Origin of the sequence: Sphingomonas kyungheensis (assembly GCF_037120395.1) — a bacterium.
In the GTDB taxonomy this organism is placed as follows: domain Bacteria; phylum Pseudomonadota; class Alphaproteobacteria; order Sphingomonadales; family Sphingomonadaceae; genus Sphingomonas; species Sphingomonas kyungheensis.
In genome coordinates, this window is sequence record NZ_JBBBDM010000017.1 from 17,851 (window position 1) to 33,913 (window position 16,063).

Annotated in this window: 12 protein-coding genes; 5 read left to right on the forward strand and 7 right to left on the reverse strand. The window is 68.5% G+C overall.

Annotated elements, in window-relative coordinates:
- Positions 1-6 precede the first annotated feature (6 nt).
- Entirely contained in the window at positions 7-870 is an 864-nt protein-coding gene (sseA, locus tag V8201_RS17880; protein WP_336546137.1) for a 3-mercaptopyruvate sulfurtransferase, read from the forward strand.
- Positions 860-2,062, forward strand: a complete 1,203-nt coding sequence (metC, locus tag V8201_RS17885) for a cystathionine beta-lyase (protein WP_336546138.1) — start codon at positions 860-862, stop codon at positions 2,060-2,062. The genes sseA and metC overlap by 11 nt, the downstream gene beginning before the upstream one ends.
- A gap of 245 nt (positions 2,063-2,307) precedes the next feature.
- Here the strand turns inward: metC and V8201_RS17890 are convergent, their stop codons facing one another.
- From V8201_RS17890 to V8201_RS17905, 4 genes are read right to left on the reverse strand one after another with little or no spacing between them, the layout of a single operon-like run.
- Complete coding sequence (locus V8201_RS17890) at positions 2,308-2,718, reverse strand: DUF3035 domain-containing protein (protein WP_037533161.1); 411 nt, start codon at positions 2,716-2,718, stop codon at positions 2,308-2,310.
- Positions 2,711-3,220, reverse strand: a complete 510-nt coding sequence (lspA, locus tag V8201_RS17895; protein ID WP_037533159.1) for a signal peptidase II — start codon at positions 3,218-3,220, stop codon at positions 2,711-2,713. The genes V8201_RS17890 and lspA overlap by 8 nt, the downstream gene beginning before the upstream one ends.
- On the reverse strand, positions 3,213-5,999 hold the full coding sequence (gene ileS, locus V8201_RS17900) for an isoleucine--tRNA ligase (protein ID WP_336546139.1): 2,787 nt from the start codon (positions 5,997-5,999) through the stop codon (positions 3,213-3,215). The genes lspA and ileS overlap by 8 nt, the downstream gene beginning before the upstream one ends.
- Before the next feature lie 56 nt (positions 6,000-6,055).
- Positions 6,056-6,982: a bifunctional riboflavin kinase/FAD synthetase gene (locus V8201_RS17905; RefSeq protein ID WP_037533154.1), complete on the reverse strand. Its 927-nt coding sequence runs from the start codon at positions 6,980-6,982 to the stop codon at positions 6,056-6,058.
- Positions 6,983-7,073: 91 nt separating this feature from the next.
- Here V8201_RS17905 and V8201_RS17910 point away from each other — a divergent pair, with 91 nt between their 5' ends.
- The 3 genes from V8201_RS17910 (at position 7,074) to V8201_RS17920 (ending at position 10,620) form a co-directional block, all read left to right on the forward strand.
- Entirely contained in the window at positions 7,074-7,730 is a 657-nt protein-coding gene (locus V8201_RS17910) for a prolyl hydroxylase family protein (protein WP_336546140.1), read from the forward strand.
- Positions 7,731-7,852: 122 nt separating this feature from the next.
- Complete coding sequence (locus tag V8201_RS17915) at positions 7,853-9,556, forward strand: Hsp70 family protein (RefSeq protein ID WP_336546141.1); 1,704 nt, start codon at positions 7,853-7,855, stop codon at positions 9,554-9,556.
- Positions 9,553-10,620 (forward strand): hypothetical protein, encoded by a 1,068-nt coding sequence (locus V8201_RS17920; protein ID WP_336546142.1) that lies wholly within the window; start codon positions 9,553-9,555, stop codon positions 10,618-10,620. Before V8201_RS17915 ends, V8201_RS17920 begins: the two co-directional genes overlap by 4 nt.
- Positions 10,621-10,695: 75 nt before the next feature.
- On the opposite strand, the gene V8201_RS17925 is transcribed toward V8201_RS17920, so the two are convergent.
- From V8201_RS17925 to V8201_RS17935, 3 genes are all read right to left on the reverse strand, one after another.
- The gene (locus tag V8201_RS17925) at positions 10,696-13,539 is read right to left on the reverse strand and encodes a TonB-dependent receptor domain-containing protein (RefSeq protein WP_336546143.1); all 2,844 of its coding nucleotides are present in this window, start codon (positions 13,537-13,539) and stop codon (positions 10,696-10,698) included.
- 107 nt (positions 13,540-13,646) lie between these two features.
- A complete protein-coding gene (locus V8201_RS17930; RefSeq protein ID WP_373276501.1) occupies positions 13,647-15,269 on the reverse strand; it encodes a beta-helix domain-containing protein in 1,623 nt (540 codons plus the stop codon).
- A 413-nt stretch (positions 15,270-15,682) separates the two neighbouring features.
- The gene (locus V8201_RS17935; protein ID WP_037533141.1) at positions 15,683-16,015 is read right to left on the reverse strand and encodes a hypothetical protein; all 333 of its coding nucleotides are present in this window, start codon (positions 16,013-16,015) and stop codon (positions 15,683-15,685) included.
- Positions 16,016-16,063: the final 48 nt, after the last annotated feature.

Genomic DNA, 16,063 nt, shown 5'->3' on the forward strand with positions numbered 1-16,063 from the left:
AATGCTATGGACGCGTTGGTGACCACCGAATGGCTGGCGACGGAGATGGGCGCAAGCGATCTGCGGATCGTCGATGCCACCTATTTCGCCAACTTCCCCGGCGAAGCGCCGCGCGACGCCGCCGCCGAATATGAGGCGTCGCATATCCCCGGCGCGGTGTTCCTCAACCTCGGCGAGTTGCGCGATACCGACAGCGACCTGCCGATGATGTTGCCCAGCGCCGAGAAATTCGCCAGCCGCATGCAGAGCCTCGGCCTCGGCGACGGCAGCCGCATCGTCCTCTACGACAATTCGCCGCATCACACGGCGGCGCGCGCCTGGTGGATGCTGCGCACCTTCGGCGCGCATGACGTCGCGATCCTCGACGGCGGCCTCGCCACATGGCAGGCGGAGGGCCGGCCGACGGCGAGCAGCCGGGAGGCGTTGCGCCACCGCCATTTCACCGTCTGGTCGGATCGCGGCAACGTCCGCACGCTCGACCAGATGAAGGCCAATATCGACAGCGGCGCCGAACAGGTGGTCGACGCCCGCTCGGCGGCGCGCTTCACCGGCGAGGAGCCCGATCCGCGTCCCGCGACGCACGCCGGCCATATCCCCGGCTCGCGCAACCTGCCGCAGGGCAAGCTGTTCAATGCCGACGGCACGTGGAAACGGGGCGACGCCCTGCGCGAGGCCTTTGCCGCGGCGGGGGTCGATCTCGACCGGCCGATGGTCGCGACCTGCGGCTCGGGCATCACCGCGGCGGTGCTCGCCTTCGGCGCGCATCTGGTCGGCAAGGCGATGCCGATCTATGACGGCAGCTGGTCGGAATGGGGCGCCGATCGCTCGACCCCCAAGGCCATGGGAGCCAGAGAGACAGTTGACGGATAAAGCGAGCAAGGACCGTGACCTGGCCGACGCGACCCGCGTCGTCCAGGCCGGGCGACGCACCGAATGGACGCAGGGCATCGTCAATCCGCCGGTGTGGCGCGCCTCGACGATCCTCTACGACAGCATCGCCGATCTGCGCGCCAATGCCGGGCGCGACACGCATCACCGCCTGTACTACGGCCGCCGCGGCACGCCGACGCAGTGGAGCCTTGCCGATGCGCTGACCAGCCTCGAACCCGGTGCGGAGGCGACCTTCCTCTATCCGTCGGGCGTGGCGGCGATCGCCGCGGCATTGCTGTCGGTGCTGTCGCCCGGCGAAGAGCTGCTGCTGGTCGACAGCGCCTATGACCCGACCCGCGGGCAGGCGATGCAATTGCTCAAGCGCTTCGGCATCACCACGCGCTTCTACGATCCGCTGATCGGCGCGGGGATCGAATCGCTGATCGGCCCGGCGACCCGGGCGATCTTCATGGAAAGCCCGGGCAGCCTGACCTTCGAGGTGCAGGACGTGCCGGCGATCGTCGCCGTCGCCAAGCGCCACGGGCTGGTCACCCTGCTCGACAACACCTGGGCGACGCCGCTGTTCTTCCCCGCGATCGAACAGGGGGTCGACCTCACCATCCTCGCCGCGACCAAATATGTCGTCGGCCACAGCGATGCGATGCTTGGCTCGGTGACCGCTGCGCCCGGCCATTTCGCGCGGCTGCGCGACATGAGCTTCCAGCTCGGCCAGGTCGCCTCGCCCGACGACAGCTGGCTCGGCAGCCGCGGCCTGCGGACGATGGCGGTGCGGCTCGCCCAGCATCAGCGCAGCGCGCTGGCCGTCGCGCGCTGGCTGGAAACCCGGCCCGAAGTCGCGCAGGTGCTCCATCCGGCGCTGCCCGCCTGCCCCGGTCACGCGACATGGGTGCGCGACTTCAAGGGATCGAGCGGCCTCTTCTCCTTCGTGCTCGACGGCGGCGGCGAGGCGTCACGCGCGGCGCTGATCGACGCGTTGGAGCTGTTCGGCATCGGCTACAGCTGGGGCGGGTTCGAAAGCCTCGCCATCCCCGCCGACCCGGCGCGCATCCGCACCGCCGCACCGCGCGACTATGCCGGCCCGCTGGTCCGCCTGCAGATCGGCCTGGAGGATGCGGACGACCTCATCGCCGACCTCGACCGCGGCCTGGCGGCGTTCCGCGCAGCCTTGTAGAGGGGGCCTTCGTCAGACCCGGCGGGGGTTCCTGCGGACGCAGGAGCCCAGGGTCGCGGAGCGTCCGGCCACCCCGGCGAAGGCCGGGGTCCAGTCCGGTGAAGCTCCGTGACAGCTCACGACGGACTTCCCATCTGGACCCCGGCCTTCGCCGGGGTGGTGACGAGGGATCGGCAGCAGCTTCGTGCCCGCCGAAATGCACGCCAACCTACCACCAAGCTGAGTCGGTTATCCCGCCCGCGGCGTTACTGCGCAGACGCGCGGGCGTCCTGACCGTCGCCCTCGGGCGCCGCGACGATGTCGCGCGTCGTCGTGCCCTTGTCGACGACGTTGGTCGCCGGATCGCCGACCGACGAGCGGATGCCGGTATCGGCGACGTCGCCGCCGGCCTGGTTGACGACGCCATTCTCGGCGGCGCTGCGCTGCGTGTTGCCGCCGAACAGCGCGTCGAGCGTCTGCGCGCTGTTGGCATTGTCCTGCGGGCGGGCGGCGCCCGGCTGCGGCGGGACCAGCGCATAATCGGGCGGGATCACCAGCGGCGCCTGACGGGCGACGGCGAATTCGTCGGGACGCGCCCGGTCATAGCCACGCTTGCCGCAGCCCGAGAGGAGGACGACGCAGGCGAGGCCGGCGAGAATCGGAACTGACTTACGCATGGGGATTCTCCGAGGGAATGTCGCGCTTGTCGCGCATCAGGAGCGCGCGGACAAGCAGCACCAGCACGCCGAGGGTGATCGCCGCATCGGCGACGTTGAAGACGAGGAACGGCCGCCAGTCGCCGAAATGCAGGTCGGCGAAGTCGACGACATAGCCGAACCGCACCCGGTCGACGATATTGCCGAGCGCGCCGCCGAGCACCGCGCCCAGCGCCATCTGATCGCCGCGCTGCGGCTCGCGCGTCATCCAGATCGCCACCGCCAGCGCGATCGCCCCGGTCATCGCGACCAGCCCCCAGCGCATCGTGTTGCTGTCGGCATGGAGCAGCCCCAGCGAGATGCCGTGATTGGCGACGAAGCGCAGGTTGAAGAACGACGTCACCGTCCGCTCCGCGGTCAGCTCGTTGAGCTGCAACACGTCGGTGATCGTCACCTTGGTCAGCTGGTCGACGACGAACAGCACGGCGGCGGTGGCAAGGCCTGCGATCGGCAGCTTACGCATGCGCGACGACCTCGGCGCAGCGGTCGCACAAGGCGCCGTCCGCCGTCACCTCGGGCAGGTGCCGCCAGCAGCGCCCGCATTTGTGGTAATCGGTCCGCGTCACGGTGACGTCCTCGCCCTGCGCGACATCGGCGACGATGAACGTCTCGGCGAGCGCGGCGGCGGACAGCGGCAGCGCCGGCACCGTCACCTCCGCCTCCAGGCTGGAGCGCACCGTCTTCGCGCGGCGCAGCGGCTCGATCGCCTCGGTCACGGTCGCGCGCAGCCGGCGGACGTCGGCCCAGTCGGTGGCGAGCGGCTGATCGCCGGGCAGCGCCGGCAGCTCGGGCCATTCGAGGAAATGGACCGATCCGTCCTTGCTCGGGAAGCGCGCCTGCCACACCTCTTCCGCGGTGAAGCAGAGGATCGGCGCGGCATAGCGGACGAGCGCGTGGAACAGCGTGTCGAGCACCGTCCGATACGCCCGCCGCTTGGGATCGTCCGCGGCGTCGCAATAGAGCGAATCCTTGCGGATATCGAAGAAGAAGGCCGACAGATCCTCGTTGGCGAAATCGGTCAGCCGGCGCAGATAGCGGTTGAACTCATAACCGTCCGCCGCCTCGCGCAGGTCCATGTCGAGCTGGCCGAGCAGGGTCAACACATAGCGTTCCAGCTCCGGCATCGCCGCGACCGGCACCCGCTCCGCCTCGGTGAAGCCGTCGAGTGCGCCGAGCAGATAGCGGAAGGTGTTGCGCAGCTTGCGATAGGCGTCGGACGCGGTGCCGAGGACCTCCTTGCCGATCCGCACGTCGTCGAAATAGTCGGTCGATGCGACCCACATGCGCAGGATGTCGGCGCCGCTCTCGCCGATCACCTTGAGCGGATCGACGACATTGCCGAGGCTCTTCGACATCTTGCGCCCCTGCCCGTCGAGCGCGAAGCCGTGGGTCAGCACCGCATCATAGGGCGCGCGGCCGCGCGTGCCGCAGCTTTCGAGCAGCGACGACTGGAACCAGCCGCGATGCTGGTCGCTGCCTTCCAGATAGAGGTTGGCGCGGACGTCCGCGCCATAGCGCGCCTCGACGGTAAAGACGTGCGTCGAGCCGCTGTCGAACCAGACGTCGAGAATGTCGTTCTGCGGCTCGTAATCGGCGAGGTCATAGTCCGCGCCGAGCAAGGTCTGGTGATCGGCGGTGAACCAGGCATCCGCCCCGCCGTCGCGGAAGGCGGCGATGATCCGCGCGTTGACCGCGGGATCGTTGAGATAGTCGCCGGTGGCGCGATCGACGTAGAGCGCGATCGGCACGCCCCAGGCGCGCTGGCGGCTGATCACCCAGTCGGGCCGCCCCTCGACCATCGAGCGGATGCGGTTCTGCGAGCGCGCCGGCACCCAGCGCGTATGTTCGATCGCGTCGAGCGCGGTCTCGCGCAGCGTCGCGCCGTTGCTTGCCCCCTCGCCGCCGTTGAGGATCGGCCGGTCCATCGGGATGAACCATTGCGGCGTCGCGCGGAAGATCACCTTCGCCTTCGACCGCCACGAATGCGGATAGCTGTGCGCGAAATCGTCCGACGCCGCGAGCAGCGCGCCGACCTCGCGCAGGTCCGCACAGATCGGCCCGTCGCTGCCGACGAACTTCTTGTTGATGACGCTGCCCTGCCCGCCCAGCCACGGCCAGTCGGCGCGGTACATGCCGGCGCCGTCGACCGCGAACACGGGTTCGAGCCCGTTCGCCTTGCACAGCAGGAAATCGTCCTCGCCATGGTCGGGCGCCATATGGACGAGGCCGGTGCCCGCGTCGCTGGTGACGAAGTCGCCGCTGAGGAACGGCCGCGGCCGCGCGAAGAAGCCGCCGCGCGCGTGCATCGGATGGCGCGCGGTCGCGCCCTCCAGCGCGCTGCCCTTGACCAGCGCGACGACGCTGTCGACCGCAAGGCCGGTGCGCTTGCCGAACGCCGGCAGCAGGTTTTCCTCGACGAGGAAGCGCCGCCCGCCGCTCTCGAACAGCACGTAATCGAGCGCCGGATTATAGGCGAGCGCCTGGTTGACCGGGATCGTCCACGGCGTCGTCGTCCAGATCACCGCGGTCGCGCCGACCAGCAGCTCGGCCTCCGGCGCGGAGGCGATCTCGAAGCCGACGTCGATCTGCGTCGAGACGACGTCCTCATATTCGACCTCCGCCTCGGCGAGCGCGGTCTTCTCGACCGGCGACCACATCACCGGCTTGGCGCCGCGATAGAGCTGACCGCTCTCGGCGAACTTGAGCAATTCGCCGACGATCGCCGCCTCGGCGTCATAATTCATCGTCAGATAGGGATCGGCCCAGTCGCCCATCACGCCGAGCCGCGCGAACTGGTCGCGCTGCACGCCGACCCACCGGTCGGCATAGGCGCGGCATTCGGCGCGGAACTGCGCGACCGGCACCTCGTCCTTGTTCTGCTTCTTGGCGCGATACGCCTCCTCGACCTTCCATTCGATCGGCAGGCCGTGGCAGTCCCAGCCGGGGACGTAGGGCGCATCCTTGCCCATCAGCGACTGGCTGCGGACGATGATGTCCTTCAGCACCTTGTTCATCGCATGGCCCATATGGATGTCGCCATTGGCATAGGGCGGGCCGTCGTGGAGGATGAACCGCTCGCGCCCGGCGCGCTGCTCGCGCAGCCGGTCGTAGACGCCGATCCGCGCCCAGCGTTCGAGGATCGCCGGCTCCTTGGCGGCGAGGCCCGCCTTCATCGGGAAGTCGGTCTTCGGCAGGAAGACGGTGTCGCGCCAGTCTGGCGCGGTTGTTGGGGCGTCGGTCATACGGGGCGCGTCTTATCGTGAGTGTCGGTCAGCACAAAGCGCATAAACGCGAACGGTTAACCGCCCAGCAACGCCCGTGCCGCGGCGCAATCGCGCGCCATTTGCCGGGTGAGCGCGTCGAGGCTGTCGAATTTCGCCTCCGCGCGCAGATAGTCGATCAGTGCGACCTCGATCGGCTGGCCATAAAGATCGCCCGAGAAATCAAAGAAATACGGCTCGAGCAGCTCTTTCGGCGGATCGAAGGTCGGCCGGATGCCGAGATTCGCCGCCCCGTTCAGCCGCCGCCCGTCGGCGAGCGTCGCCGTCACCGCATAGATGCCGTACGCCGGGCGGAGATATTTGCCCATGTCGAGATTGGCGGTCGGATAGCCGATCGTCCTGCCGACCTTGTCGCCGTGCTGGACGATTCCCTCGACCGCGAAGGGCCGGGTCAGCAGCCGCGCCGCCTCGCGCGGCTTGCCCGCGCGCAGCAACGTGCGGATGCGCGTCGACGAGACCGGCTCGCCGTCGAGCGTCACCGCCGCCACCGTCTCCGCGGTGAAGCCGTGCGCGCTGCCACGCGCGGCGAGCAGGGCGACATTGCCGCTCTTGCGATGGCCGAAGGTGAAATCCTCGCCGGTCACCACCCCCGCCGCGGCGAGGTTGCGGTGCAGCCCGGTCGCGATGAAGTCTTCCGCCGACAGGGCGGCGAGCGCCGCGTCGAAGTGGAAGACGACCATCGCATCGACGCCGGCGGCGGCGAACAGCCGCTGGCGCTGGTCGAGCGTGGTCAGCCGGAACGGCGGCGCGTCGGGCCGGAAGTGGCGCACCGGGTGCGGATCGAAGGTCGCGACCAGCGCCGGCCGCCCCTCGGCGCGCGCACGCGCGACCGCCCGACCGACCACCGCCTGGTGCCCGAGGTGAAAGCCATCGAAATTGCCGAGCGCGACGATCCCGCCCGCCAGATGCGACGGCACCGCCGAGCCACCGTCCAGCCGCTCCATCGCCCGCGCCTTAGGCCGCGCGCGGCGATCGGGCAACAGGGTGCAAACGCCCTCTTTCCGCCACCTCCCCGGCGCGGGTAGAAGGGCGGGCATGACGACCCTCCCCTCCCTCGGCAACGGCCTCGCCGCAGAGCCGATCGTCGCGCGGCTGCTCGCCCAGCCCGGCCTGCAGAAGGTGCCGAGCCCCAAGCTCGACCTGTTCATCGCGCGCGACTTCATCGGCGCCCTGCTGTGCGAGGCGCTGATCGAGCGGATCGACGCGGTGCGTCGCCCGTCGACGATCGCCGATGCCAACGGCGACGCCACCTTCCGCACCAGCGAGACGGGCGACCTCTCCGCCACCGATCCGGTGGTGCAGGCGGTCGAGGCACGCCTCGCCGCCTTCACCGGCCTCGACCCCGCTTATGGCGAGCCGTTGCAGGGCCAGCGCTACGCGGTCGGCCAGGAATTCAAGGGCCACACCGACTATTTCGACCCGCAGGGCGCTGACTTCGCGCAATATTGCTCGGTGGCGGGCAACCGCACCTGGACGGTAATGGTCTATCTCAACCAGCCCGAGGCGGGCGGCGCCACCCGCTTCAAGGCGGTCGACAAGATCATCCAGCCGGAAACCGGCAAGCTCGTCGCCTGGAACAACCGCCGTCCCGACGGCTCGCTCAACCCCGCAACCCTCCACCAGGGGATGAAGGTGCGCACCGGCGTCAAATACGTCATCACCAAATGGTATCGCGAGCGGGAGTGGGCGTGACGCGGGCGGCGTGACCGCAGGTACTTCCGACCGGCACGCCCCAAACCGAAGGGCCGCGACGCGGATCGCCTGATCGCATCCTAAAAGACAGATGGTCTCATCCTCATCTGCGCGGTCCTTTCATGATTGTCGGCATCGACCTCGGCACGACCAACAGTGCCGTCGCCTGCTTCCGGAACGGAGCGCCCGAGCTCATTCCGAACGCGCTCGGCGAGCTGTTGACGCCCTCCGCCGTCAGCCTTGCCGACGATGGGCAGCTGCTGGTCGGGCGGCCGGCGCGGGATCGCCAGTCGACGCACCCCGCGCAGACCGCGACCGTCTTCAAACGCCTGATGGGCACCGGCAGGACGACGCAGCTCGGCCGCCACACCTATCTGCCCGAGGATCTTTCGGCGCTGGTGCTCGCCAGTCTCAAACGCGATGCCGAGGCGTATCTCGGCGCAGCGGTCACGCATGCGGTGATCACCGTTCCGGCCTATTTCAACGATCGCCAGCGCAAGGCGACACGCCGCGCGGGCGAGATCGCGGGGTTCACGGTCGACCGGCTGATCAACGAACCCACTGCCGCGGCCCTCGCCTATGGCATTCACGACCGGCAGGATCGCGAGCCGTTCCTCGTCTTCGACCTGGGCGGTGGCACCTTCGACGTGTCGGTGGTCGAGGTGTTCGACGGGGTGGTCGAGGTGCGCGCCTCCGCCGGCGACAACCGGCTGGGTGGCGAGGACTTCAACGATGTCGTCATGCGGCTCGCGCGCGAGACGATCGATCCTGCCGACGCCTTGGCGGGCGGCGCGCGCGCCGATCGGTTCGAGGCGGTGTGGCGCGCGGCAGCCGAACGGTGTCGCCGCACGCTCAGCGAAGCCGAGGAGGCGCTCTTCCGGATCGTCTGGGACGGGAAGGAGCATGTCGCCACCCTCACCGCGCACGCCTTCGAGGCGGCGGCCGAGCCGCTGCTGCACCGCCTGCGCGATCCGGTGCTGCGCTCGCTCCGCGACGGCGGCCTGCGCAGCGACAGCCTGTCGGACATCGTCCTGGTCGGCGGCGCGACCCGCATGCCGATCGTCCGCCGCGCGGTGACGCGCCTGTTCGGCCGCTTTCCCAATGCGTCGCTCCACCCCGATCATGCCGTCGCGCTGGGGGCGGCGGTACAGGCCGGGCTGAAAGCACGCGATGCCGCCTTGGAGGAGGTGCGGCTGACCGACGTTTGCCCCTTCACGCTGGGTGTCGCCGCCGCCGACCACGATACCTTCGGCAACCTCCACCATGACGTCTTCGTGCCGATCATCGAGCGCAACAGCGTCGTGCCGCTCAGCCGGTCGCACGGGTTCCAGACGATCGTCGACCGGCAAACGAAGATCCAGTTCCAGATCTACCAGGGTGAGGCGCGACGGGCATCGGACAACGTCCTGCTCGATACCGTGGAGGTCGCCGTACCGCGCCGGCCCGCCGGCGAGGTGCGGGCGGACGTCCGCTTCTCCTGTGACGCGAGCGGCCTGCTTGAGGTCGATGTCACGATCCCGATCACCCAGCAGACGTTCCAACGGGTGGTGAGCGAAGGGGATGGCGACGCCGACACGCTCGATGCGCGGCGGAGCGCACTGGCGGCGCTCAAGATCCATCCCCGCGAGGCGGCGCCCAATGCGGCGGCCATGGCCCGCGCCGAACGCTGCTACGAATCGTTCCTTGGCGACCAGCGCGAGCGGATCGGACAGATGGTCATGGCCTTCCAGGCCGTGCTCGACCGGCAGGAGCCACATGCGATCGCCGATTTGCGCCGGGAGCTTGAGGCGATGCTCGACGCCATGGAAGGCGAGCGCTTCCTGTGAACGACGCGATCTGGCACCGCCTGAAGATCGCCGCGACGCGCGACGAGGCGAGCATCCGTCGCGCCTATGCCGTGCAGCTGAAGCGGATCGATCCCGAGGGGGAGCCCGCGGCATTCATCGCTCTCCGCCACGCCTTCGAACAGGCACGCGCCTTCGCCAGAGCATCGCCGGACGAGGATGAGGCGGCGCCGTTCGATGCGTCGGACACCGACGCCGGGATCGCACCCGACGCACCCGCCAGCGTTACGGAGGTGCCGAATCGCATCCCGGAGCCCGCGCAAGCCCCGGCGCCGCTCGCCGCCGCACCGCCGGCGTGGATGGCGGACGTCGAGGCCGTCGAGCGGCTCATCTGGAGTGATACGCCCGCGGCAGACATACGCGACGAACTGATCGCGCGCACATCGCGGATCCTGCAAGACCCCGCGATGCTCTCGATCGCCCATGCCGCCGAGATCGAACGCTGGATGATCGACATCGCCATCGACGGCATGCCGCGATCGGACGCCCTGCTGATCCTCGCCGCCGACCATTTCGACTGGGTCGCCACGGCCGAGCGCTGGGATTGCCCGCCGCGCATCCGCGAGGTGATGAAACGCTATTGGGACATCGGCTGGATCCAGTCGCTCGACCGCGACGGCCGTGCGGACGAACGCTTTGACGAAGTCTATGCGCTCGCGCTGCTGCGGGATCCGAGCCTGCCGCCGCGGAGCGGCCCGGCCGCGATGGTCGCGGCGCTGCTGGGGGTCATCCGGCGCCATCACCCGACCGCGCTCCACGATGTGTCACCGGCCGCCGTGACGGCGTGGGACGCCTATCTCACCCGCCGCGACGCCCGCTGGTATCGCCGCGCCGGCCGGTGGCTGCTGAGCCTGTCGCCTGCCGCCTGGTATGACCGACGCCAGCCCGGCACGCAGGCGATCCTTGCCCGCATCTGGCAGTATCTGGTGTGGACGATCGGTGGCGCCGCTTTCCTGTTCCTGTGCCTGGTCCTCATCGCCATTGGGCCGATTGGCTGGGTGGCGGCCTATAATATGATGTCCCACCGGTCCGGCTATCGATCGTAGGACAAGCTGTCCGACCGGGGATAGCTCCGGACGCCGGGCGGGTGCCGGCCAGACGCCGCCCCCGCCCTGCCCCCATCAGAACGTCGTGCTCACCCCGAGGCTGAACACCCGCCCGAGGTTATAGCGGTTGATATAGACCTCGTTGCCGTTGCTGAACGTCTGGCTCTCGCGATAGCGGGTGCGCGTCAGGTTGCGCGCCTCCGCCTTGATCTCGAACTTGCCACCGATCAGCTCGAATCCCTGGCGCGCGACGAGGTCGAGCCGGATGCCGGGATATTCGACGATGTCGGGCTGGAAGCCGGTACCGCTGAGCAGCGACGGCCCGCGATTGGTGACGCGCTTGCTCGCATAGTTGAACAACAGCGTGATCTGCGACAGCGCCGCGCTGTCCTCGATGCCGAGTTGCAGATTGACGAGATGATCCGACTGGCCGGTCAGCGGCGCGCCATCGCGGAACAGCGACGAGGCCGGCGCGAAGCCGACCGGGCAGCCGCCGACCGCCTGCGTCGACGAGGCGACCGAGGGGGCGCATTCGCCGTTCGCGGTGATCCGCGACTTGGTATAGGTGTAATTGGCGATCAGCAGCGCCCGCCGCGTCGCAAAGAAGTCGCCGCCGAAGACATTGGCGAGCGGGAAATATTTCTGCACCTCGACCTCGCCGCCGTATAGCGTCGCCTTCGGCAGATAGGTGAAGCCGGTCTGCAACCGGTCGTCGGCGCCGGTGTAGAAGCCGACCTGCTCGATCGGATTGTCGATCCGCTTGTAGAAGCCCGCGAGCGTGAAGCGCTGGTCGCGCTTGAAGAACCATTCGTAGCGCGCTTCGAGATTGTAGAGCTTCGAATCGCGGAGCAGCGGGTTGCCGAAGAACAGCCGGTCCGAATCGGGGTCGCGGAACTGCTGCGGCGCGAGCTCGCGGAACTGTGGGCGCGAGATCGTCTTGGCGGCGCTGGCGCGCAGCTGCATGTCGGCAGCGAAATTCCAGGTCAGCGTCGACGCCGGCAGGAAATAATCGTTCTTGAGCCGGGCCAGCCCGGTGGTCACCCCGAATGGCGTCACCCGCTCGTCGCCGCGCTCGTAGCGCACGCCGACCACCGCGCGCAGCCCGTCGAACGCCTCGCCCTCCGCCTGCACATAGCCGGCATGGACGTCGAGGCTCGCGTCATAGCGATAGGCGCCCGCCGCGGTGTTGAACTGCAACTGGATCGTGCAGGGCGCGGTATTGGCGGTCAGCGGACAGGCGTTGTTGAGCACGTCCGGGCTGAGCAGATAGTCGGGCCGCAGCAGATTGTACGGATAGCCCGGCGCGGTGCCGCCGCCGTTCGAGGTCTGATAGTTGAACTGCAACCGCGACGACGTGCGGTCGGTGCCTTGATAGAAATAGCCGGTCGACAATGTGATCGGCCGGTCGCCATCGATCTTGTACGAGGCGTCCGCCTGGCCGGTCCACAGATTCTCGTTAAGCTCGCTGAAGATGATCGAGGCGAACGGCGTGAAGCGCTGCGTCACCTGATAGGCGCCGGCGCATTGATAGCCGCCCGCCTGCTGCTCGCCGTCGCTGGTGATCGGCAGGCCGGTGGTGGTCGTCGCCGAGCAGAGATAGTCGAACTGGCGCTCATAGGGCGCGTTGCGCTTCGAATTGGCATAGGCGCCGCGTGCGTCGATCTTCAGCGCGTCGCTGAGCTTGAACTCGCCGACCAATTGCGTCTCGATCAGCTGGCGCTCGAACCAGTTGGTGTTCTGCTGGAAACGCAGCCCGCTGGCATTGTTGTACAGCGTCGCCGCCGAGCCGCGGCCCTGTTTGAGCGTGTCGTGGATATAGACGTTGGTCCAGCGGATCGTATTCTCGCCGAACTCCAGCCCGACGCCGACCAGCGCATTGGCGACGATGCGATTGTCGGTGATCAGCGTGGTGAAGTCGTTGCGCAGCGTGCCGTCCGCCGACACGCTGTCCTGCTGGTTGGCGAAGCGGGTGCGGAAGGTGTTGCTCGCGCTCAGCGAGGCGATCACGCCGAGCCGCGAGCCGCCGATGTCATAGACCGAGCCACCGCTGATCTCGCCCGACCAATTGGCCGGCAGCTGGTTGTTGCGCTGGAGCAGCGTCGTCGAGGCATTGGAGAGCTGCGCCACCTGTTCGGCGGGGATGATGCCGCTGCCGTCGGGGGCGTTGCGGATGAAGGCGGGCACCTTGCGCGTGCCGTCGTCATAGCCGATCCAGTCGGCGTCGCCGCCGGCATAGGTATAGCCGAGCTCGCTGGTCGTCGCATCGTCGGCGGCGATCGTCGCGCCGAACGAGAGGAAGTTCTTGTCCGGAATCGCCTTGGTGGTCAGGTTGATGACGCCGCCGCCGAATTCGCCGGGATAATTGACCGAATAGGTCTTCTGCACCAGCGCCGAACCGACGATCGTCGTCGGGAAGATGTCGAGCGGCACCGACCGGCGCAGCGGCTCGGGGCTCGGCAGCGGCGATCCGTTGAGCAGCGACGACGAATAGCGGTCGCCGAGACCGCGGATGTAGACGAAGCCGCCGCCGACCACCGACAGGCCGGTGACGCGGGTCAGCGCCCCGGCGATGTCGCCCTCGCCCGTGCGCGCGATATCGGCGCTCGACAGGACGGAGACGATCTGCGGCGTCGCGCGGACGACGTTGGGGATGTTGCGGCCGACGACGACGATATCGCCGGCATCGCCGTTCATGCCGGGCGCGGACACCTCGACCGGCGCCTCCTGCTGGTCGTTGGCGGTCGGCTCGGCGCTTTGCGGATCGCTCGCGCCGCCGGGCTGCGAGGTGGCGGGGGTCGAGGTCTGCGCCGGCGGCGGCGTCGGTGCCGCGGTGCCGCCCGCGGTCTGCGCAAGCACGGCGGGCGCGACCAGCATCGAGGAAAGTGAAAGAAGGGTGGCGAAAGCGAGCCGCTGCGGCATGACCGTCAATCCCGGATCAGAAGTCTGGATACAGGTGTCCGCAGGTGGCGGGATCGCCACCTGCGGCACCGATGCTGGGTCGGGGCACCGTCAGGCGCCCCATCGCCTCAGCGGCCCTGGCAGGCGAAATAGACCGAGTTGAACGACGGCGGGCCGAAGTCCTGCAGCGTCGTATCCGCCGGGCGCACCGTGGTCCGGCCGCCGCTGGTCTGCTCGCCGGCGATGATGTTGACGCAGGCGACGTTGCTCACCGTCTTCACCACGCCGTTGACGAAGCGCATGTCGCTGCCGCCGCGCTGACGGATCGCGGCGGGGGCCAGCGCGGTCTGGACGAAGGTGAAGTTGGCATAGGTCGCGAAGGTCCGCGGCAGCAGGTCCTCGGCGTTGTTCGAGTCGATCTCGGTCGAGAAGCTGTCGACGGTCGCGCCGCTGGTCCGCTGCGCCGCGATCATGAACTGGATGAAGCCGCGATAGCCGTTGTCGATGTCGAAGCCGTCGTCGTCCGCGCCGGTGATCGCGATATATTTGAGGTTGCTGGTGCCGCCGAAGATCTCGATGCCGTCGTCTGCCGAATTGTGGCTCTGGATATGGTCGAGCACGGTGCCCGAACCGGTCGCGCCGAGCGTCAGGCCCTGCAATTCGTTGCCGTCGCTGATCGCGATGCCCGAATAGCGGATCTGGACATAGGACATCTGGCCGCTCGAGTCGGCGGTGTTAGTGCCGCCGTAGAAGCGGCCGGTGACGCCCTCGATCGCGAGCTGGCACGGCGTCGGGTTGCTGCCGCCGCTGCCGGTCGCGCACACCGCGGTCGGCGCGCGGCCGAGCAGGATGATGCCGCCCCAATGGCCCTGGCTGGTTTCCGATTCGCCGGTCGCCGAGCTGACGTTCTGCTGCGAGGTGAAGATGATCGGCGCATCGCGCGTGCCGATCGCATTGAGCTTCGAACCGCGGTTGACCAGCAGCAGGTCGTTGGTCGACTCATTCGCGTTCGCGAAGACGGTGACGCCGGGCTCGATCGTCAGCGTCACGCCGCTGCCGCCGGTCGCGCCGAGATCGGTGCCGACCTCGGTCTGGCCGGTGAAGCGATAGGCGATGCCGGCGATGCGCGGCAGCGTCAGGCTGGAAGTGATCGCCTGCGGGAGGTCGCAGATCTTGAAGCCGCCGATCGTCGCCGCGGTCGCGCTGCCGCTGCCGCCGGTCGCGGCGGTGGTGCCGCTCGGGCAGGCGGCGCCGCTCGCCAGCGTGCCGATCGCCGGCACCGCGGTGCAGCGCGCGCCGCTGCCGCCGAATTCGGCGGCGGTCGAATTGCAGGTCCAGCCCTGGAAGCTGGTATCGGTCGGCCCGCTCAGCGCGCCGACATAATTGGTGCTGGTGAAGAAGCTGTTGATCGTCGACGGATCGATCGCGGTGGTCAGCGACGTCGCCGAGGTCGGATAGACGCCGTTCAGCACCGAGCCGACGCCGTTGACGTTGTTGTTCGACCCGGCGTTGACGATCGCGAGCTGCTCGTCGGCGGTGACCGAGATGCCGTTGACCGTGGTGACCGCAGCGAATTGCGCGGCGGTGATCGCGCTCGGCGTCGCCGACGGGGTCGGGGTCGCCGCTGGGGTCGGCGTCGGCGAGACGATCGTCACGCTGCCCGCGCCCGGCGAGGCGACGCTGTCCGCGCCGCCGCAGCCGGCCAGCGCGAGGCAGGCGCTCGACGCCATGAGGATGGTACCGATGCGCATGTGGCTCGCCATGATCGAAAGCTCCCGGTCGTATATCGTGTCGGCCGGCCGAGGCTCCCCCTGCGGCCGGTCCCTGAGAGCCGCGGTACGAGCGGTAAATGACTCCTGAATGAGATTCGGGAGACAGAATGATGACGGTGATGTGATGCTTTTGTTACGACGGCGGCGGAGGGCGGCATCCAGGCCCTGCCCGCCGCTTCAATCCGCGCTGCATCGAAGGAATCATGCCGCCGGCCACCCCGGCGGAGGCCGGGGCTCAGTTGGGTGAAGGCCGCTATTGCTCGCACAGCGTCACCGAACTGGACCCCGGCCTGCGCCGGGGTGGTCCGGAGGGGGGAAGGATCGTCGCCCCCGACGCAAAACGGGCGCCCCTCTCGCGAGGGACGCCCGTCGAAACGCCGATCTGGCGAAGCTTACTTGTCGCCGTCCTTGACGCCGACCGCAGGCACCGAGATCGTTTCCTTCTTGGTTTCGACCTTGGGAACCTCGACCGTGGTCTCCTTGGTGCCGACGACGACCTTCTTCGAATCGAGGTCGACCTTCGGCAGCGAACCGCCCTTGGCGCTGACGTCGACCGACGGCAGCGAGCCCTTCTTGGTCACGTCCGCGCTCCAGAAGCCGGTCAGGAACAGCAAGGCGACGATGATGATCGCGATCACGGCGATGATCGCCAGCACGCGGCCCGCGCCGCCGCGACGCTCGACGATGACACGATCGCCATTCCGGTCGGTGGTGTATTCAACCATGATCACTCTCCCTTTGAACTGAGGAAGGTAATCCGGTCAGCAACATAT